Origin of the sequence: Neobacillus vireti (assembly GCF_001026695.1) — a bacterium.
Lineage (GTDB): Bacteria > Bacillota > Bacilli > Bacillales > Cytobacillaceae > Neobacillus > Neobacillus vireti.
The window spans coordinates 1-19,726 of sequence record NZ_LDNB01000019.1 but is presented as its reverse complement, the minus strand read 5'-3'; the positions used below and the strand labels follow the sequence as shown (position 1 = coordinate 19,726).

The 19,726-nt window shown below is 41.5% G+C and carries 20 protein-coding genes; all 20 read left to right on the top strand.

The annotated features are described in order from the left end of the window. Window positions 1-101 precede the first annotated feature (101 nt). On the top strand, window positions 102-404 hold the full coding sequence (gene yabP / locus AA980_RS23430; RefSeq protein WP_024026452.1) for a sporulation protein YabP: 303 nt from the start codon (window positions 102-104) through the stop codon (window positions 402-404). Then, complete coding sequence (yabQ, locus tag AA980_RS23425) at window positions 401-1,033, top strand: spore cortex biosynthesis protein YabQ (protein WP_024026453.1); 633 nt, start codon at window positions 401-403, stop codon at window positions 1,031-1,033. The genes yabP and yabQ overlap by 4 nt, the downstream gene beginning before the upstream one ends. Before the next feature lie 15 nt (window positions 1,034-1,048). Then, a complete protein-coding gene (locus AA980_RS23420) occupies window positions 1,049-1,432 on the top strand; it encodes an FtsB family cell division protein (RefSeq protein WP_024026454.1) in 384 nt (127 codons plus the stop codon). Between the two features lie 95 nt (window positions 1,433-1,527). Next, window positions 1,528-1,959: a S1 domain-containing RNA-binding protein gene (locus tag AA980_RS23415; protein ID WP_024026455.1), complete on the top strand. Its 432-nt coding sequence runs from the start codon at window positions 1,528-1,530 to the stop codon at window positions 1,957-1,959. A 270-nt stretch (window positions 1,960-2,229) separates the two neighbouring features. Beyond that, window positions 2,230-4,704, top strand: a complete 2,475-nt coding sequence (gene spoIIE, locus AA980_RS23410; RefSeq protein ID WP_024026456.1) for a stage II sporulation protein E — start codon at window positions 2,230-2,232, stop codon at window positions 4,702-4,704. Window positions 4,705-4,798: 94 nt separating this feature from the next. Then, entirely contained in the window at window positions 4,799-5,536 is a 738-nt protein-coding gene (locus AA980_RS23405; RefSeq protein WP_024026457.1) for a vWA domain-containing protein, read from the top strand. Further along, a complete protein-coding gene (locus AA980_RS23400; protein WP_024026458.1) occupies window positions 5,505-6,524 on the top strand; it encodes a serine/threonine protein kinase in 1,020 nt (339 codons plus the stop codon). Before AA980_RS23405 ends, AA980_RS23400 begins: the two co-directional genes overlap by 32 nt. Before the next feature lie 213 nt (window positions 6,525-6,737). Next, window positions 6,738-8,123 carry a tRNA lysidine(34) synthetase TilS gene (gene tilS, locus AA980_RS23395; RefSeq protein ID WP_024026459.1) on the top strand — a complete coding sequence of 462 codons (1,386 nt, stop codon included), beginning with the start codon at window positions 6,738-6,740 and terminating at the stop codon, window positions 8,121-8,123. Between the two features lie 25 nt (window positions 8,124-8,148). Then, the gene (gene hpt / locus AA980_RS23390; RefSeq protein WP_235815100.1) at window positions 8,149-8,694 is read left to right on the top strand and encodes a hypoxanthine phosphoribosyltransferase; all 546 of its coding nucleotides are present in this window, start codon (window positions 8,149-8,151) and stop codon (window positions 8,692-8,694) included. A 105-nt stretch (window positions 8,695-8,799) separates the two neighbouring features. Then, window positions 8,800-10,764 (top strand): ATP-dependent zinc metalloprotease FtsH, encoded by a 1,965-nt coding sequence (ftsH, locus tag AA980_RS23385; RefSeq protein WP_024026461.1) that lies wholly within the window; start codon window positions 8,800-8,802, stop codon window positions 10,762-10,764. A gap of 188 nt (window positions 10,765-10,952) precedes the next feature. Continuing rightward, the gene (locus AA980_RS23380) at window positions 10,953-11,720 is read left to right on the top strand and encodes a type III pantothenate kinase (RefSeq protein WP_024026462.1); all 768 of its coding nucleotides are present in this window, start codon (window positions 10,953-10,955) and stop codon (window positions 11,718-11,720) included. A 101-nt stretch (window positions 11,721-11,821) separates the two neighbouring features. Continuing rightward, window positions 11,822-12,700 (top strand): Hsp33 family molecular chaperone HslO, encoded by an 879-nt coding sequence (hslO, locus tag AA980_RS23375; protein ID WP_024026463.1) that lies wholly within the window; start codon window positions 11,822-11,824, stop codon window positions 12,698-12,700. A gap of 18 nt (window positions 12,701-12,718) precedes the next feature. Then, the gene (locus AA980_RS23370) at window positions 12,719-13,618 is read left to right on the top strand and encodes a peptidyl-prolyl cis-trans isomerase (RefSeq protein ID WP_034723057.1); all 900 of its coding nucleotides are present in this window, start codon (window positions 12,719-12,721) and stop codon (window positions 13,616-13,618) included. Window positions 13,619-13,938: 320 nt separating this feature from the next. Beyond that, window positions 13,939-14,868, top strand: coding sequence for a cysteine synthase A (gene cysK / locus AA980_RS23365; protein WP_024027420.1), 930 nt, complete (start codon window positions 13,939-13,941; stop codon window positions 14,866-14,868). Window positions 14,869-14,973: 105 nt separating this feature from the next. Continuing rightward, entirely contained in the window at window positions 14,974-15,816 is an 843-nt protein-coding gene (gene folP / locus AA980_RS23360) for a dihydropteroate synthase (RefSeq protein ID WP_024027421.1), read from the top strand. Then, window positions 15,809-16,168, top strand: a complete 360-nt coding sequence (gene folB, locus AA980_RS23355; protein ID WP_024027422.1) for a dihydroneopterin aldolase — start codon at window positions 15,809-15,811, stop codon at window positions 16,166-16,168. The genes folP and folB overlap by 8 nt, the downstream gene beginning before the upstream one ends. A 3-nt stretch (window positions 16,169-16,171) precedes the next feature. Beyond that, a complete protein-coding gene (gene folK, locus AA980_RS23350) occupies window positions 16,172-16,693 on the top strand; it encodes a 2-amino-4-hydroxy-6-hydroxymethyldihydropteridine diphosphokinase (RefSeq protein ID WP_024027423.1) in 522 nt (173 codons plus the stop codon). After that, the gene (locus tag AA980_RS26675; RefSeq protein WP_024027424.1) at window positions 16,645-16,851 is read left to right on the top strand and encodes a helix-turn-helix domain-containing protein; all 207 of its coding nucleotides are present in this window, start codon (window positions 16,645-16,647) and stop codon (window positions 16,849-16,851) included. The genes folK and AA980_RS26675 overlap by 49 nt, the downstream gene beginning before the upstream one ends. An 11-nt stretch (window positions 16,852-16,862) precedes the next feature. Further along, entirely contained in the window at window positions 16,863-17,864 is a 1,002-nt protein-coding gene (dusB, locus tag AA980_RS23340; protein ID WP_024027425.1) for a tRNA dihydrouridine synthase DusB, read from the top strand. Between the two features lie 198 nt (window positions 17,865-18,062). After that, window positions 18,063-19,547: a lysine--tRNA ligase gene (gene lysS, locus AA980_RS23335; protein WP_034723517.1), complete on the top strand. Its 1,485-nt coding sequence runs from the start codon at window positions 18,063-18,065 to the stop codon at window positions 19,545-19,547. The last annotated feature ends 179 nt before the right edge of the window (window positions 19,548-19,726 follow it).

The following is a 19,726-nucleotide window of genomic DNA, read 5'->3' as shown; positions in this document are numbered from 1 at the left end:
CTAGCTCCAGCAAGTCGTTTCCGACTTTTCGATGTTCTATTCCGACTGTTCCTCACATACATTTTACATAAAGGTTGTACAAATGATTGTGAGGGATGGAAATGAGCCAATATTATGAAAGTAATACCACAAAAAGCAGTGCTCCCGATCATGATGTCATTATGAGAGGAAGAAGGCTTCTTGATATTACCGGCGTAAAACAGGTGGAAAGCTTTGATAATGAGGAATTCTTATTGGAAACGGTTATGGGGTTTTTAGCCATCAAAGGACAAAACCTGCAGATGAAGAATTTGGATGTCGAAAAGGGGATTGTCTCTATCAAGGGGAAGATTTTTGACCTCGAATACTTGGATGAACAGCATGGGGAGAAAGCTAAAGGCTTCTTTAGCAAGTTATTCCGATGACCCTTTCGACGCAATTTCTCACAATGCTTTCAATGATTGGAATGGGGTCGTTGTTTGGCGCCATGTTTGATACGTATCAACGGTTTTTAAATCGGCCAAAACGAAAAACTTGGATTGTCTTCTGTAATGACCTATTATTTTGGATCATTCAAGCATTGCTTATTTTTTACACCTTATTTATTGTTAACAATGGAGAAATAAGGTTCTATATCTTTATTGCGCTCATATGCGGGTTTGCAGCCTACCAAGGTCTATTTAAAAGGATTTATCTGCAATTATTGGAGTTTGTAATCAAGACGATCATTACCGTGACCAAGTTTTTGAGAAAAACCTTTCAACTGCTCATTTATAAACCAATCCTTGGTCTGATCCAACTGGTTATTACCATCGTTCTCGTACTTGGCAGGGGTCTTTATACCCTTGTCAAATTTGTTTTAAAAGTTTTACTATTACTATTAAAAGTAATCGTAGTACCATTGCAAACAATAGTATTAATTTTTTGGAAACTTATGCCGAAAGGTCTTAAAAAAGCCGTCGAGAAGTTATATAATAAAACAGCAGGAAATTTTAAGGGAATCAAGAATACTATTATTAAGTGGATTAATAGATGGAAAAAACGAAAAGAGTGAGGAGGTTAACGGGAAATGGGCGCGGAACGAAAGAGAAATGTGTCAAAGATGCAGACAACCTATGTCGAGCAGCAGGAATACGCAGAAATCGCATCAGCTAGAAAAAGGAAATTGTTACTTAGACGCCTCTCGCTCTTTGTGGTGTTTGCAGGCTTTCTATCGTATCTGATGATTTCCAGTTATCTTTCCCAAACCACTAAACTTGATGAAAAAATCGCTCAAAAGAAACAGCTTAACACCCAGTTGACTAAATTAAAACAGCAACAAGTAGTCCTCAATGAGGATATCATTAAATTAAATGATGATGAATATATTGCCAAGCTTGCGAGAAAAGAAATTTTTTTCTCTGGGGAAAACGAAATTATCTTTAATATTCCGGAAACAAAGAAGGAAAAATGAACCAATGTGTAGTCATATTGACACTGAATTTTTACTTTTTGTATAATATAGAGTAAGATTGATTTTTTATTATTTTAAGGAGGAACATTCTTTTTATGTCAATTGAAGTAGGCAGCAAGTTACAGGGAAAGGTAACAGGGATTACAAATTTCGGAGCGTTCGTGGAGCTGCCGGAGGGCTCAACAGGTCTTGTGCACATCAGTGAGGTTGCTGACAATTATGTAAAGGATATTAACGACCATCTTAAGGTTGGCGACCAAGTTGAGGTTAAAGTCATCAATGTTGAGAAGGACGGGAAAATTGGCTTATCCATTAAAAAAGCAAAGGATAGACCCGAAGCACCGCAAAGATCCCATTCACATTCACAACGCCCTCGTCAAGGAAGAGCAAACGATCGCAATAATCCTAGACCAGAAAACTTTGAATCGAAAATGGCCAAATTTTTAAAAGATAGTGAAGATCGTTTATCTTCCTTAAAGCGCCACACAGAGTCTAAGCGTGGAGGAAGAGGAGCTAGACGGGGTTAACTTGCTGCTTAATTGTTGTCGGATAAAGCAGGTTTCACTAAATAACTTATAGTAAGACAGGTCCAAACGGGCTTGTCTTTTTTGTCGTTTAGGAAAAATCCCCTTCATTGTGTGAACCTAAATCGACATAAATAAAGGTAGTTATTGTTATTTGAATGATTATAGTGAAAACCGTCGAACGATTATTTTAACTTGTTCACTATTTTGACAAACTTTTAAGCCTATGAACTTTATAATAGTCCACAATATCAAAGATTAGGGAGTGTGATTATGGAAAAGACAAATGCAAGTTTCATAGCACCGGTTGGGAAAGTTAGCCTTCATCCATCAAAATCGGCTTTGGGGAGTGGACTCGGGAAATTCCATGCGCTGCTCGAGTCCCTATTTATCAAAAAGGGTTATCTTTTGTTATTCGTGGGATTTTTACTTGGACGAGCATTAATCCTGGCGAAGCTGACCCCGTTTTGCCTTCCTTTCTTTGCCTCTGTTTATTTAATTAGAAGAGAGCGGGCCCCGCTGGCACTGATTGGACTAGTCGTCGGAGCAGCAACCTTGTCACTTGCAAATGCCGCCTTTACGTTCACCATCACTATCTGCTTTTTGGTCATTTTCCGGATCAGTCAAAAGTGGCTGACAAATGAAATGAGAGCACTGCCTTTTTTTGTCGGGATGATCCTCGGAATTGGAAAACTGGGTGAAGCGTTTATTCTATCGCAGCAGTTGGTTCTATATGATTTAATGATGGTTGGTGTCCAGGCAAGCCTTGCCTTCATTCTGACGCTGATTTTTTTACAAAGTATTCCTTTATTAACCTTGAATAAGCGCAGACAGCTGTTAAAAACAGAAGAAATCGTCTGCCTCATTATTATGCTCGCTTCGATTATGACGGGCACCATTGGCTGGCAAGTGTATGATTTGTCGCTTGAACATATTATGTCGCGTTACTTAGTGCTAGTGTTTTCCTTTATTGCCGGAGCAACAGTCGGCTCTACTGTAGGAGTGGTGACTGGGTTGATTTTCAGCCTGGCAAGCGTGTCAAGCTTCTACCATATGAGTTTACTAGCCTTCTCAGGCGTGCTCGGCGGATTAATGAAGGAAGGGAAAAAAATCGGTGTTTCCATCGGCCTATTTATTGCCACCCTCCTTATCGGAATGTATGGGGAAGGGGGAGGCTCGTTATTGAAAACTGTCTTAGAGTCAACTGCTGCTGTTTTTTTATTCCTCTTAACACCACAAGCTCTTACCTCTAGACTAGCAAAGTATATACCTGGTACACCGGAATACACGGCCGAACAGCAAAAATATATGAGGAAAATGCGCGACGTAACGGCACAGCGGGTTTCGCAGTTTTCTGGTGTGTTTCATGCCCTATCAAAAAGCTTTTCTCAAATGGAAGTCATTCAGGATGATACTGAAAGTGACCGGGAAATGGATTACTTTATGAGCAATGTAACGGAAAAAACGTGCCAAACATGCTTTAAGAAGGAACAATGCTGGGCAAAGAATTTTAATACAACCTATGCCTATATGGAGGAAATTATTCACGAAATGGATCAAAATGATGGAGCAGTCTCTACTAAATTATCAAGAGACTGGGAAAAGCTTTGTACACGTTCGAAAAAAGTATACGAAACGATAGGCCAGCAATTAACCTTTTTTCAGGCTAATCAAAAATTAAAGAAACAGGTTCAGGAGAGCCGGAAGCTTGTTGCAGATCAATTATTAGGAGTTTCTGAGGTCATGGATAGCTTTGCCAAGGAAATTCAACGGGAAAGGGAAAATCATCACAAGCAGGAGGAGCAAATTATCGAGGCGATGCAAGGGTTTGGGATTCATATTGAACAGGTGGAAATTTATAGTCTGGATCCGGGAAATGTCGATATAGAGATGTCGGTGCCATTCTGTAATGGCCATGGGGAATGTGAGAAATTAATTGCCCCGATGCTGTCAGATATTCTGGAGGAAACAATTGTTGTGAATAAGGAGGAGTGTGCAACCTTTCCGAATGGTTTCTGTCATGTCACCTTCAGATCATCGAAGGCGTTTATCGTTGAAACGGGGGCCGCCCATGCGGCTAAAGATGGCGGCTTGGTTTCGGGTGACAGCTATTCAACGATTGAACTTGGTTTGGGCAAGTATGCGATTGCCATTAGTGATGGAATGGGAAACGGTGAAAGAGCCCATTATGAAAGCAATGAAACACTAAAGCTTTTACAAAAAATACTCCAGTCAGGGATTGAAGAGCGGACAGCGATTAAATCAATTAATTCTATTCTTTCACTAAGAACAACTGATGAGATCTTTTCAACGTTAGATTTGGCGATGATAGATTTGAAAAATGCTTCGGCAAAATTCCTAAAAATTGGTTCAACACCAAGCTTCATTAAACGGGGGAATAAGATCATTAAAATCCAGGCCAGCAACCTGCCAATCGGAATTCTTCAGGAATTTGAAGTCGATGTCGTCAGCGAGCAATTAAAAGCCGGCGATTTGTTAGTAATGATGAGTGATGGGGTGTTTGAGGGACCAAACCATGTAGAGAATTATGATTTATGGATGAAGCGGAAATTATTAGAATTAGAAACCGATGACCCGCAGGAAATTGCTGATTTAATTTTAGAGGAAGTCATTCGTTCGAAATCGGATATCATTGATGACGATATGACTGTGACAGTGGCAAAAATAAAACATAACACCCCGAAATGGGCATCGATTCCAGTGCACAAAGTAAAGCGTCATGCTTAAAAGATTATTTTACTCAAGTATCCTAGCAAATATGTATAAAGGACCTTAATCCCGTCAAAAATGGTAGCAATACGTTAAGTGGAGGGAGAAGGTTATGTATACAGGGAAAATTCGGCAAATCCTGCTGATTACAGATGGCTGTTCGAATCAAGGAGACGACCCTATTGCTATGGCAGCACTTGCGAAGGAGCAGGGGATTACGGTCAATGTTATTGGTGTCACTGAGAAGGATATTATTGATGAAAAGGGAATGACGGAAATAGAGGGGATTGCCATGTCCGGCGGCGGAGTCAGTCAGATTGTTTATGCTGAAGCACTCTCGCAAACCGTGCAAATGGTCACACGGAAAGCAATGAACCAAACGATTCAAGGTGTCGTAAACAGTCAATTGCAGCAAATTTTAGGGCGTTCGCAATCGATGGAAGACCTGCCGCCAGACAAACGCGGTGAAGTCATGGAGGTTGTCGATGAATTAGGGGAAACTGTCGAATTAGAAGTGTTGATTCTTGTCGATACAAGTGCGAGCATGAAACATAAGCTTCCAACCGTTAAAGAGGCACTGCTCGACCTCTCTCTAAGCTTAAACGCCCGAAGCGGCGAGAACCAATTTTCAGTTTACGTATTTCCCGGGAAAAAGAATGATGTCGAAAAATTGCTGGATTGGACACCGAAGCTACAATCTTTGACAAGTATCTTTTCACAGCTGTCGACCGGAGGGATTACTCCGACAGGGCCGGCATTACGGACTGCGCTTTCTTCATTCAGCCAAAAAAAATCAATAAGGAGCCTGCTTTCACGAGATGATGAATCATACTTTGAAGAATCAATATAATCTTCGTCCTGGGACCATCATTACTGGAAAATGGCATGGAAATAACTATACAATTGTAAAAGAACTAGGGTATGGGGCAAACGGGGTGGTGTACCTTGCCAAACACAAAAATACTCAAGTAGCATTGAAAATGAGTGATAATGGGATGTCCATCACCTCAGAGGTAAATGTTCTGAAATCCTTTGCAAAGGTCCAGGGGCCCCAAACCCTCGGGCCTTCTTTGCTTGATGTTGATGATTGGCGAATCTTACAGGGGGGGCCAGCTATCTCCTTTTATGTCATGGAATATATCCAAGGTCCTGACCTCCTTTCCTTTTTACATAAAAAAGGTAAATCTTGGGCAATCGTGTTATTTTTGCAACTGCTTAGCGATTTAGAGGTGCTCCATGAAAACGGCTGGGTATTTGGTGATTTAAAGCCGGAAAACTTAATTGTCACGGGCCCGCCACCGAGAATCAGATGTATTGATGTCGGCGGAACAACGATGCAGGGAAGGGCAATTAAGGAATTCACTGAGTTTTATGACCGCGGTTATTGGGGGTTGGGTTCAAGAAAGGCGGAGCCGTCCTATGATTTATTTTCAGCGGCCATGATCATGATAAACTCAGCCTATCCAAATCGATTTAAGAAGACCACTGGCGGTATTTCACAAATAAGAGAAGCAATTCGGCAAAAGCCGGAACTGTTGAAATTTGAAAAGGCCCTCGTAAAGGCTCTTCAGGGCCATTATAGCCACGCTAAGCAAATGAGAGTGGATTTATTAAATGTAATGGTGGATAAACCGATTTTAGACCCGTCTTTACCGCCAAAAAGAACTGACAGCGGCACGACAGTAAATAGTCAAAAGAAAGTCCCGCAGGCTGGCAGGCAAATGACAAGACAGACGTACCGAAAAAAGAAGAAAAAGAGCGGCTGGACAGAATTTTTCATAATTGCGATGGTTCTAGGCATTTTATATGCCTTGTATACTTTTAATAAATTGCTTTAATTCGTGAAACTAATTGTAAGTTTATCCGTATATAAGAAAAGCGCAAGCACCTGTTCAGCGGCGTATGGCCTGGAGATGGACAAATAATGGAAATGAAAAAATTACTAGTTCATTATCATGCCAATATTTTGATAGCTAAATGCGGTTAGTGGTAAGCTATTGGTATTCTAAAATTTTTTAGGTAAATACTTATGTTTAAGGAACGTGTAATCTATGTTGGAAACAAAGGTTGAGGCCCTTTTAAAGCACCACACATTTCAGCTTGATAATAAGAAAATTGTGGTTGGTGTTTCAGGAGGACCGGATTCTTTAGCACTGCTTTACTATCTACATGGGGAAAAAGTTAAAAGGAATCTTTCCATTATTGCTGCCCATGTCGACCATATGTTTCGTGGTCAGGAGTCTTATGAGGATGCCATGTTTGTCAAAAATATTTGTGAACAGCTTGATATTCCCTTTGAAATGGTGCGGGTCAACGTACCTGAAATATTGGAAACAACCGGGAAAAGTTCGCAAATTGCAGCACGAGAAGTAAGATATCAATTTTATGCCGAAGTAATGGATAAGTATGACTGCCACTATTTAGCTCTTGGCCATCATGGTGACGATCAAATTGAGACAATTCTCATGAGGTTAACAAGAGGAAGCAGTGGAAAAGCGAGAGCAGGAATCCCATTTTCCCGGCCTTTTTATTCAGGTGTTCTTTTCCGCCCATTTTTGAGTTTAACAAAGGATGAGCTACAGCAATATTGTCGAAACCACAAGCTTAACCCAAGGATAGACCCAAGCAATGAGAAAAGTATTTATAGTAGAAATCGATTTCGCAAACAGGTTCTCCCTTTTTTAAAAAGCGAAAACAGCCGTGTTCACGAGCATTTTCAGCGGTTTAGCGAAGAGCTCCAAAGCGATGAGGCCTACCTCCAGGAGTTAACGGTTAAGCAAATGAATACAGTAGTAACAAAAAGAGAAGAGAGTACAATAACTCTTGACATTAAAAGATTTCTTGAAGTGCCTTTACCTTTACAAAGGAGAGGGATTCAACTAATATTAAACTATCTTTACAAAGAAAAACCTTCTTCTCTTTCAGCGATACATATCGATCAAGTATTTTTCTTAATTCATCATCGTGAACCTTCAGGTAAACTTGATTTTCCCAATGGCCTAAAAGTTATTCGCTCCTATTCGCAGCTGACTTTCCTTTTTGCTACCATTGCGGGGGAAAAATACCTTTTTGAAATCAACGAGCCAGGGAGTATTGTCTTGCCAAACGCAGGGAGTATCCGAATCGATTATGTAGATAAGGAAATTCGTGATCCACACCAATACACAGCCTTGTTTAAGGCGAGCAGTATTCAGTGGCCGATTATCATTCGTACAAGAAATAAAGGCGATCGAATGACAATAAAGGGGATGCAAGGGTCGAAAAAGCTAAAGGATATTTTTATTGATCAGAAAGTTCCTGTTCAGGACCGAGATCAATGGCCTGTTATTACGGACAAAAAGGATTGCATTCTTTGGCTGCCAGGTTTAAAAAAATCTTCTTTTGAAGGTATTGATACATCCACAAAACAATATATACTACTTACTTATGATAAGTAACAATCTTCTAGGGGGCACATTTATGATGAATCAGGATATTGAAAAGGTGTTAGTTTCAGAAGAGGAAATTCAAGAGAAGATAAAAGTGTTAGCAGCCGAGTTAACAGAAGAATATAAAGATCGTTTTCCGCTCGCCATTGGCGTGCTAAAAGGCGCAATGCCATTTATGGCAGATTTATTAAAACGGATGGATTGCTATCTTGAAATGGATTTTATGGATGTTTCCAGCTACGGCACCGGGTTTGTTTCTTCTGGGGAGGTAAAAATCCTTAAGGATTTGGATACATCAGTGGAAGGAAGGGACATATTAATTATTGAGGATATCATTGACAGCGGTCTGACACTTAGCTATTTAGTCGATTTATTCCGCTACCGGAAAGCAAAGTCAATCAAGATTGTTACCTTACTTGATAAGCCTACCGGAAGAAAGAGTGGAATTAAAGCGGATTATGTTGGATTTATTGTCCCTGATGAGTTTGTTGTCGGTTATGGCTTGGATTATATCGAGAAATACCGAAACCTCCCATATATTGGTGTTTTAAAACCTGAGGTTTATAGCAATAATCAATAAGGAATTGCTAAATTGGTTTCCGATAATTGAGAGCAATTTCTTGAATTAGTAAGATTTTCTATGATACTATTTAATATAGTTTTTACCCGCGGGAGGAGGTAAGAGATGAATCGGATTTTCCGTAATACCATCTTTTATTTATTAATATTCTTAGTTATTATTGGCGTGGTTAGTTTCTTTAATGGGAGTAATGAACCGACCGATCACATTTCCTATGATAGGTTCGTTAAGCAATTAGAAAATGGTGAGGTTAAAACATTTTCGATGCAGCCTGAACGAGGAGTGTATGAAGTTCGCGGTGAGCTCAATGCAAAAGACAAGAAATTTATAACCTATATTCCAAACAGCGAGAAAATTCTTGCACGAATTGATGCAGCAGATTCAAAAGTGGAAGTAATGCCGGCAAAGGAAACAAGCGGCTGGGTGACGTTCTTTACGTCGATTATTCCATTTGTGATTATCTTTATTTTATTCTTCTTCCTATTAAACCAAGCTCAAGGCGGCGGCAGCCGGGTAATGAATTTTGGTAAATCGAAGGCAAAGCTTTATAACGATGATAAGAAAAAGGTCCGTTTTAGAGATGTTGCCGGTGCGGATGAGGAAAAAGCCGAATTAGTTGAGGTTGTTGAGTTTCTTAAAGACCCTCGTAAATTCGCTGAATTGGGTGCCCGTATTCCAAAGGGAGTTCTCTTAGTAGGACCTCCAGGGACTGGTAAAACATTACTTGCCCGGGCAACAGCAGGTGAAGCGGGTGTACCTTTCTTCTCAATAAGCGGTTCTGACTTTGTCGAGATGTTTGTTGGGGTCGGTGCTTCGCGTGTTCGTGATTTATTTGAAAATGCAAAGAAAAATGCACCATGTATTATTTTTATTGATGAAATTGATGCTGTCGGACGTCAGCGTGGGGCAGGCCTTGGCGGCGGACACGATGAGCGTGAACAAACGTTGAATCAACTTTTAGTTGAAATGGATGGTTTTGGTGCGAATGAAGGAATCATCATCATTGCAGCAACAAACCGTGCGGATATTCTCGACCCTGCATTATTACGTCCTGGCCGTTTTGACCGTCAAATTACCGTTGACCGTCCTGATGTAATTGGGCGTGAAGCAGTACTAAAAGTTCATGCTCGCAATAAACCGTTAGATGAATCAGTAAACCTGAAAAATATTGCAATGCGTACACCTGGTTTCTCAGGTGCTGACTTAGAGAATTTATTGAATGAGGCCGCACTAGTGGCAGCCCGCAGCAGTAAGAAGAAAATCGATATGGAAGATATCGATGAAGCAACAGACCGCGTTATTGCAGGTCCAGCTAAAAAGAGCCGGGTTATTTCCGAAAAGGAACGGAATATCGTAGCTTTCCACGAGGGCGGTCATACCGTTATTGGATTAGTGCTCGATGAAGCAGATATGGTCCACAAAGTGACGATTGTTCCGCGGGGCCAAGCAGGCGGCTATGCCGTTATGCTTCCTAGAGAAGACCGCTACTTTATGACTAAGCCGGAATTGCTTGATAAAATTACCGGATTATTGGGTGGACGTGTCGCAGAAGAAATTGTATTTGGTGAAGTTAGTACAGGTGCCCACAACGACTTCCAACGGGCTACAGGTATTGCCCGCAAGATGGTAACTGAATATGGGATGAGCGATAAGCTTGGACCATTACAGTTCGGTCAACAACAAGGCGGTCAGGTGTTCTTGGGCCGTGACATTCACAATGAACAAAATTATTCTGATGCGATTGCCTATGAAATTGATCTCGAAATTCAAAGAATTATCAAAGAATGTTATGAAAAGGCAAGAAAGATTCTTACTGAAAATCGTGATAAGCTTGATTTAATTGCTAAGACACTTCTTGAGGTAGAAACTCTTGTTGCCGAACAAATTAAATATTTGGTTGACCACGGTCATATGCCAGATCCTGCTGTCAGCTTAGAATCCGTTAAGATTGGACCAAAAAAGCCAGGGGATATGAAGGTCAACATTAATATTAAAAAGGATGAGGAAACGAAAGAGAAAGAGGAAAAGTCTTTCCTAGATACCCCACCTGACGAAATTGATTACAAGTAAATGACGAAAGAGTGCTTCGGTTCGAAGCACTCTTTTTTTGCCGGTAGGAAGAAATCTTTCCAATCAGTCATTAGTGCCACAACGCTCTGTCTTCGCCAATCGGCAAGTTTTCTTTATCATCAAGATATGATTTATGTTATTATGTTTTCAGTGTATAAAAAGAAAAATCGATAAAGTGAGTGATAGCTTTGATTTTCGTATTTGATGTGGGAAATACCAATATTGTCTTAGGTGTTTATCAAGGTGATAAACTTAAATATCATTGGCGGGTTGAAACAAGCCGAAATCGCACAGAAGATGAATTTGGCATGAGCATAAAAGCGTTGTTTGACCATTCAGGTTTGTCCTTTTCTGATATTAACGGCATTATTATTTCTTCGGTTGTTCCACCGATCATGTTTGCGTTAGAAAGAATGTGCCAGAAGTATTTCCATGTTAAGCCGCTCATTGTCGGACCTGGAATAAAAACAGGGCTGAATATTAAATATGAAAATCCAAGAGAAGTCGGAGCAGACCGAATTGTAAACGCTGTTGCGGCTATTCAAGAGTATGGGAGTCCGCTGATTATTGTTGATTTTGGAACAGCAACCACCTATTGTTATGTGAATGAGGAACGGCAATATATGGGTGGTGCGATCGCGCCTGGTGTTGGGATTTCGACAGAAGCGCTATACTCTAAAGCGGCAAAACTGCCGCGAATTGAAATTGCCCGCCCTGAAGGGGTAATCGGGAAAAATACGGTGGCCGCCATGCAGGCTGGAATTGTTTATGGGTATGTGGGACAAGTAGAGGGCATTGTAAGGCGGATGATGGCGCAAAGCGGGAAGAAGCCAACCGTTATTGCAACAGGCGGGCTGGCCCCATTAATTGCCCAGGAATCAACGATTATTGATGTCGTCGATCCATTTTTAACATTAAAAGGATTACAGCTCATCTATAAACGAAACATGGGATAAGCTAATTAGAAGAGCGAAGTCCACTAGCCGCTTGAGGCTGTGCTGGACAATTCTCAAAGTCAATATTTTATGTTTTTTAGCAGTTGGAAAGGGGTTATAAAATGAAGGATTATCTAGTGAAAGCATTAGCCTATGATGGAAATATTCGCGCCTATGCAGTAAGGACGACTGAAACAGTAAGTGAGGCGCAGCGGCGGCACCAAACATGGAGGACAGCTTCAGCCGCGCTTGGCCGTGCGGTGACCGCAGGGGTTATGATGGGTGCGATGCTTAAGGGTGAGGACAAACTTACAATTAAAATAAATGGCGGCGGACCCATCGGGCAAATTGTTGTCGATAGTAATGCCAAGGGAGAGGTCCGCGGCTATGTGACAAATCCCGAGGTTGATTTTGAATCAAATGAGCATGGCAAGCTTGATGTCCGCCGCGCGGTCGGCACCGATGGTTTGCTATCAGTCGTCAAGGATGTAGGCCTTCGTAACTTCTTCTCCGGTCAAGTTCCACTTGTTTCAGGAGAATTAGGAGAGGATTTCACCTATTATTTTGCGACATCGGAACAGGTGCCTTCATCGGTTGGTGTCGGCGTTTTGGTTAATCCTGACGATACAATCTTAGCCGCAGGCGGGTTTATTTTTCAATTAATGCCTGGCACTGAAGAGCCTGTTATTGCCAAAATGGAGGAACGATTAAAAACGATCGCCCCCATCTCCACATTAATTGAACAAGGCTTAACGCCTGAGGAGATCTTAGAAGAGCTTTTCGGGAAAGAGCATGTAAAGGTATTAGAGACAATGCCGGTCGGTTTCGAATGTAACTGCTCTAAAGAGCGTTTTGCAAATGCCATTGTTGGTCTTGGTGCTGCGGAAATAGATGCGATGATCGAAGAAGATGGACAGGCGGAAGCCCATTGCCACTTCTGTAATGAAAAATATCATTTTTCAAAGGAAGAATTAGAAGCGCTGAAAAAGGATGCTAAGTAATCCTTTTGATGAGGGGTGATGAGGTTGGGGAGAAAGCAGCTTTGGATGGTTATTGCCGCTCTTATCATGGTTAATTGCCTGACTGTCGCTTTTTTCCTTTCAAAGGCGAGTGAGGCAAGCGGAACCATGAGCAATGAAGAGGCAGTGGCAACGGTGGGAAAAGAGGCAATTTCAAGACAGGATTGGCTGAATGAATTAGAATCCCGATACGGAAAAGACGTTTTAAAAGAAATGATTGATCAAATGGTCGTAGAGGAAATAGCAGCAAAATACCATATAAAAGTATCTGACCAAGAGGTTGAACGCGAATTTAGAATGCTTCAGGCCACCGCTAATTCTTTTAGTCAAAAGAACTATAAGAATGAGAAACAGTGGAAGGAAAAAATCCGGCAGAGCCTTCTGTTAGAAGAGATTTTGACAAGAGATGTAGTGGTATCGAATAAAGAGTTGAAAGGCTATTATGATAAAAATAAAACGCTTTTTGATGTACCGGCCGCTTACCATCTATCCCATATCATTGTTAAAACCAAGGGAGAGGCCGAAAAGGCTTCAAAGGAGTTAGCGAATGGTTCAAGTTTTGCTGCATTAGCAATGGAACGTTCTATCGAAGAGTTTTCAGCTAATGAAGGCGGCGATATTGGTTATATTAGTGAAGAGGATGAACGTTACCCGGAGCAGTATATCGAAACCGCTAAAAAACTTAAGGCTGGAGCTTACAGTAAGCCTTTTAAGGTGGAACAGGGGTATGCCCTACTGAAGCTTGAAGCGAAAATAAGCGGGAAAAAATATAGTTACGATGATGTAAAAGAGCAAATTCGCCGGCAGATTGCCCTTGAGCAAATCAAAACACCCGTCTCAGCCTCAACTTTTTGGGATGAAGCAAAAGTGGACTGGTTTTACGGCAGTAATAAAAAATAAGACTAAAAGCGCAGGAAATTTCCTGTGCTTTTTTTAATAAAATTGATATGTTAAATTATGAGCACAATGTTGATTGGAGTGGAAGGCGCGTGACTCCTGCGGGAGCAGCGGGACAGGTGAGACCCCGCAGGCGCTTTAGCGCCGAGGAGGCTCACCGCCCGCCCCGCGGAAAGCTCGCGCCTGGAACGGAAATCAACATTCCCTTTTAACACAGCCGAAAAAAATATGAAATCACGATGCGAAATGATTGACAAAACAAGTATAAAACTGGTAAATTCAATATAAATCCAATCAAAATACTCGGAATAGGGGTGCTCGTAATGGTTCGTGTTGCAAATTCAGTGGCTGAATTAGTCGGCCAAACTCCAATTGTTAAGCTAAATAGATTGACAGATGAAAATAGCGCAGAGGTTTATTTAAAGCTTGAATATTTTAACCCGGGGAGCAGTGTCAAGGATCGGATTGCCTTAGCGATGATTGAGGCTGCTGAAGAACAGGGGTTAATTAAGCCTGGTGTTGATACCATTATTGAACCAACAAGCGGAAATACGGGCATCGGTCTGGCAATGATTGCAGCCGCAAAGGGGTATAAGGCCGTGTTTGTTATGCCGGAGACCATGAGCTTAGAGAGACGCAACCTGCTTCGCGCTTACGGGGCTGAGCTAGTGTTAACACCTGGGCCAGAAGGTATGAAAGGTGCTATTGCTAAAGCGGAAGCGCTTGTTAAAGAGCATGGCTATTTTCTGCCTCAGCAATTTAAGAATGAAGCCAATCCTGAGGTTCATCGCAGAACAACAGGTAAGGAAATTGTAGAACAAATGGATACTCTAGATGCATTTGTATCAGGAATCGGAACAGGCGGAACCATTTCAGGGGCCGGCGGTGTACTCCGTGAAAAGTTCCCGGATGTTAAAATCTATGCAGTTGAGCCAGCTGATTCAGCAGTCCTTTCCGGCGGAAAACCAGGCCCGCATAAACTCCAGGGTCTTGGTGCAGGATTTATCCCTGACACATTAAATACAAATATTTATGATGAAATTATCAAGGTGGGAACAGAAGAAGCATTCGAAGCCTCCCGTCGTGCCGCAAGAGAAGAAGGAATTCTAGGCGGAATTTCTTCAGGCGCAGCGATCTATGCAGCATTAAATGTCGCAAAGGAATTAGGAAAAGGCAAAAAAGTACTTGCGATTATTCCAGACAATGGTGAACGGTATTTAAGCACACCGCTTTATCAATATGATGTAGAATAGAAAAAATGGAGGCGTTGGCGATTGCCAACGTCTCATTTTTTTTTGTCAATTTATGAACGCTTCATGTATGATAAATGAGTGAAAACAAGCGGAGGGGGTTATGGAATGAGAACTTTTCAAGAACAGATTCAATGCGGTCCATATACCTTGGACTTTACCAAGAAAACAATTGTGATGGGTATTTTAAATGCAACGCCAGATTCCTTTTCGGATGGCGGCGAATTCAATCACGTCGAAACGGCTGTGAAGCGGGCGCAGGAGATGGCAGCGAACGGAGCGGATATCATTGATATCGGCGGTGAATCCACACGTCCCGGCTTTGCGGCTGTTTCGTTGGAAGAAGAGCTTGAACGCGTAATTCCAATTATTAAGGCTGTTTCGCGCCATGTTCAAATCCCAATATCCATTGATACATATAAAGCAGAAGTAGCGAAGCAAGCGATTGAAGCAGGCGCCCATATCATTAATGATATATGGGGAGCGAAAGCGGATGAAAAGATGGGGAGCGTTGCCGCCGAATACAATGTCCCAATCATCTTGATGCATAACCGTCATGATCGAAACTATCGTGTATTCGTAAGAGATGTCATCAATGACCTATATGAAAGCATTGCTATTGTAAAAAAAGCCGGAGTTATCGATGAAAATATTATCCTCGATCCAGGTATCGGATTTGCCAAGGACTATCAAGAGAACCTGCTTATGATGCAAAACTTAGATAAACTGGTAATGCTCGGGTATCCTGTCCTGTTAGGTACGTCACGTAAAACCATGGTTGGCCAAGCATTAGATCTTCCTGTTGAAGAAAGAATGGAAGGAACAGGTGCAACTGTTTGTTATGGGATTCAAAAGGGCTGCCAGATCATCCGCATTCATGATGTAAAGGAAATGAGCAGAATGGCAAAAATGATGGATGCTATGATGGGGAAGGGTGAAATCATTGGATAAAATATACGTAAATGGGATGGAGTTTTACGGCTACCATGGTGTTTTTCCGGAAGAAACTCGACTAGGTCAAAGATTTGCTGTCGACTTAGCTGTTTCCGTGGATTTAAAAAAGGCTGGGGATACCGATGAACTAGAACACTCTGTCAATTATGGCGAGCTTTATGAAGTATGCAAAGAAGTTGTCGAAGGAAAGCCATATAAGCTTGTTGAGGCCGTAGCGGAAAGAATTGCCGGAAGTGTTCTGGCTGGTTTCCCGCTTGTATCTGAGGTCACGGTAAAAGTCATCAAACCAGACCCGCCGATACCCGGCCATTACAAATCCGTTGCCGTAGAAATTACAAGGAGAAGATAAAAAGTGGAAAACACAGCATTTATTGCCCTTGGCTCGAACGTAGGAAACCGTTATGATAACATAACGAAAGCAATCAAACTTTTAACTAGTGATTCGGAAACTGGGTTGGTAACATTCTCTTCTATTTATGAAACCGATCCGGTCGGCTATGAAGATCAGGATTTATTTTTAAATATGGTAATTGAGGTTATTACAGATTTGGATGCTCATGAATTATTAGCTAAATGTTTAAAAATAGAATTGAATCTTGGGAGAAAGAGGGAAATAAAATGGGGCCCGCGGACAGTAGACCTTGACATTCTAACTTTTAACCAAGAAAATATTGAAACAGAGAAGCTTATTATTCCACATCCGAGGATGTTAGAGCGGGCATTTGTGCTTGTGCCGCTTTTAGAATTGAAGCCGAATCTTTCGTGGCTGGAAAAGCCTCTTGATGCAGTGCTGTCTGAATTACCTGATAAAGAAGGAGTCCGAATATGGAAGCAGAAAAGTGGGGAAGACGTATTCGAGCCTATCGGAAGCTGAAAGGTTACACACAGGAGAGCTTTTCGAAGGAACTAGGTGTATCGGTATCGATTTTAGGAGAGATAGAAAGAGGAAATCGCCTCCCTGCAGGTGATTTACTGCAAAGAATGGCTCATTCCTTAAAAATAACTATAGATGATTTAACACCGAGGGAATAGGAGGTGGATTGATGTTAAAAATTGGTGATATTGAAATGAAGAACCCTGTTGTCTTGGCGCCAATGGCCGGTGTCTGTAACTCAGCATTCCGTTTAACGGTTAAAGAGTTCGGTGCCGGTTTAGTTTGTGCGGAAATGGTCAGCGACAAAGGGATTGTTTTAAAAAATGGAAAAACGATGAATATGCTTTATATTGATGAGCGTGAAAAACCGTTGAGCCTGCAAATTTTTGGCGGGGAAAAGGAAACACTTGTTGAAGCGGCTAAATTTGTTGACCAAAATACGAATGCTGATATTATTGATATCAATATGGGCTGTCCGGTTCCGAAAATCACGAAATGTGATGCAGGAGCAAAATGGCTGCTTGATCCCGATAAAATCTACGAAATGGTATCGGCGGTTGTGGCGGAGGTTGAAAAGCCTGTAACCGTAAAAATGCGGATGGGCTGGGATGAAGATCATATCTTTGCCGTCAAAAATGCCCAAGCGATTGAGCGTGCAGGCGGAAAGGCAGTTGCCCTTCACGGCCGCACCCGTGTGCAAATGTATGAAGGAATAGCGAATTGGGACATTATCCGTGAAGTGAAACAGTCTGTTACCATTCCGGTCATCGGAAATGGAGATGTCCAAACACCGCAGGATGCCAAAAGAATGCTCGACGAAACCGGCGTTGACGGGGTCATGATTGGCAGAGCGGCGTTAGGCGACCCGTGGATGATTTACCGTACCGTTCAGTATCTTGAAACAGGCAAATTAATGGCACCGCCATCTGTTCGTGAGAAAATCGATGTCTGTATCCTTCATTTAGATCGGTTAATTGCCCTGAAAAATGAACATATAGCAGTTCGGGAAATGCGTAAACATGCCGCCTGGTATTTAAAAGGGGTCCGCGGTAATGCGAACGTGCGTAATGCCATCAATGAGTGTAATACTCGTGACCATTTAGTTACCTTGCTAAATGATTTAGTCATCGAGGTGGAAGAAAAAGAGCTAAGCGAGGCAATTGTTGGCTAAATTTGACTTGCTTTAGGCTGATGTTCTATCCTATCTATGATTACTGATGGAAGCTGCCAGTGGGATAACTGGCAGTTTTTATTCTATATTAAATTTTTTTGGTGTCTGAAATCTTAAGATTGTGTAAAATAATAGAGTATGCAAAAAAATAATTATGCTTGTTTTTACATAATTAAGAAATTAATGGAGTTGATAGTGTTGAGTCAGGAAGAATTAAATGATCAATTAATGGTCAGACGTGAAAAAATGAATTCGATGCGTGAAAATGGTTTAGATCCATTTGGTAAGCGATTTGACCGTACCCACTACAGTGCTGAATTGGTTGAACTATATGGAGAGCTGGAAAATGAAGAGCTTGATGGGAAAAATATTACGGTTAGCATTGCCGGCCGCATCATGACAAAACGCGGAAAAGGGAAAGCTGGCTTTGCCCACATTCAGGATTTAAAGGGGCAAATTCAAATCTACGTTAGGCAAGATGCTGTAGGAGAAGAACAGTATCAAATTTTCAATTCCGCTGACTTAGGAGACATCATTGGGGTAGCTGGAACTGTATTTAAAACCAAAATGGGTGAACTTTCGATAAAAGTTAGTAACTTTACCTTCTTATCTAAAGCACTGCGTCCATTACCGGATAAATTTCATGGACTTAAAGATGTTGAGCAGCGATACCGTCAACGTTATTTAGATTTAATTATGAGCCAAGAAAGTAAACAAACCTTTATTTCCCGGAGCCGGATCATTCAATCAATGCGCCGCTATCTGGATAGCCAAGGTTATTTAGAAGTTGAAACTCCAATGATGCATGCGATTGCTGGCGGTGCCTCTGCACGTCCGTTCATTACGCATCATAATGCCCTTGATATGGAATTATATATGCGGATAGCCATTGAACTTCATTTGAAGCGGCTAATCGTCGGCGGTCTCGAAAAAGTTTATGAAATCGGCCGCGTATTTAGAAACGAGGGCGTATCGACCCGTCACAACCCTGAGTTTACCATGATTGAACTTTATGAAGCCTATGCAGACTATCGTGATATCATGAGCCTTACGGAAAACTTAGTTGCCCATATTGCTCAAGAAGTAGTCGGAACAACAACAATCCAATATGGTGATTATGAAGTAGATTTAAAACCAGAGTGGAAAAGACTTCACATGGTCGACGCTATTAAAGAATTTACCGGTGCAGATTTCTGGAAGGAAATGAGCGTTGAAGAAGCACGTGAACTTGCCAAAGAACATGGAGTGGAAATTAACGATAACATGTTATATGGTCATATTGTTAATGAATTCTTCGAGCAGAAGGTAGAGGAAAAGCTAATTCAGCCAACCTTTATTTTTGGACATCCAGTAGAGATTTCACCGTTAGCTAAGAAAAATGATGAAGACCCTCGTTTCACCGATCGTTTTGAATTGTTTATCGTAGCCCGTGAGCATGCAAATGCCTTTACCGAGCTCAATGATCCAATTGACCAAAGGGAACGGTTTGAAGCGCAGTTAATGGAACGTGAACAAGGTAATGATGAGGCCCACTTGATGGATGAAGACTTTGTTGAGGCGTTGGAATACGGTATGCCGCCAACAGGAGGATTAGGAATTGGAATCGATCGCCTAGTTATGCTATTAACGAATTCCCCGTCTATTCGTGATGTACTGTTATTCCCATTAATGCGCCATCGTTAAGGATGGTAAAGTGCCGGCTTTGCCGGCACTTTTTCTTTATAATTTTTTATAAAAAAACGTAAAAAAAGTATTGCGCTGAATTAATAATGGTGGTATATTAATATCTGTTGTTGCGAGACAGTAACACAAACGAAAAAAAGAAATAAAAAAGTTGTTGACTTTCGGTTGATAACTTGGTA

Coding starts and splice junctions, on each gene's coding strand:
- yabP (WP_024026452.1), top strand. CDS start 102: ATGAGCCAATATTATGAAAGTAATACCACAAAAAGCAGTGCTCCCGAT.
- yabQ (WP_024026453.1), top strand. CDS start 401: ATGACCCTTTCGACGCAATTTCTCACAATGCTTTCAATGATTGGAATG.
- AA980_RS23420 (WP_024026454.1), top strand. CDS start 1,049: ATGGGCGCGGAACGAAAGAGAAATGTGTCAAAGATGCAGACAACCTAT.
- AA980_RS23415 (WP_024026455.1), top strand. CDS start 1,528: ATGTCAATTGAAGTAGGCAGCAAGTTACAGGGAAAGGTAACAGGGATT.
- spoIIE (WP_024026456.1), top strand. CDS start 2,230: ATGGAAAAGACAAATGCAAGTTTCATAGCACCGGTTGGGAAAGTTAGC.
- AA980_RS23405 (WP_024026457.1), top strand. CDS start 4,799: ATGTATACAGGGAAAATTCGGCAAATCCTGCTGATTACAGATGGCTGT.
- AA980_RS23400 (WP_024026458.1), top strand. CDS start 5,505: ATGATGAATCATACTTTGAAGAATCAATATAATCTTCGTCCTGGGACC.
- tilS (WP_024026459.1), top strand. CDS start 6,738: ATGTTGGAAACAAAGGTTGAGGCCCTTTTAAAGCACCACACATTTCAG.
- hpt (WP_235815100.1), top strand. CDS start 8,149: ATGAATCAGGATATTGAAAAGGTGTTAGTTTCAGAAGAGGAAATTCAA.
- ftsH (WP_024026461.1), top strand. CDS start 8,800: ATGAATCGGATTTTCCGTAATACCATCTTTTATTTATTAATATTCTTA.
- hslO (WP_024026463.1), top strand. CDS start 11,822: ATGAAGGATTATCTAGTGAAAGCATTAGCCTATGATGGAAATATTCGC.
- AA980_RS23370 (WP_034723057.1), top strand. CDS start 12,719: ATGAGGTTGGGGAGAAAGCAGCTTTGGATGGTTATTGCCGCTCTTATC.
- cysK (WP_024027420.1), top strand. CDS start 13,939: ATGGTTCGTGTTGCAAATTCAGTGGCTGAATTAGTCGGCCAAACTCCA.
- folP (WP_024027421.1), top strand. CDS start 14,974: ATGAGAACTTTTCAAGAACAGATTCAATGCGGTCCATATACCTTGGAC.
- AA980_RS26675 (WP_024027424.1), top strand. CDS start 16,645: ATGGAAGCAGAAAAGTGGGGAAGACGTATTCGAGCCTATCGGAAGCTG.
- dusB (WP_024027425.1), top strand. CDS start 16,863: ATGTTAAAAATTGGTGATATTGAAATGAAGAACCCTGTTGTCTTGGCG.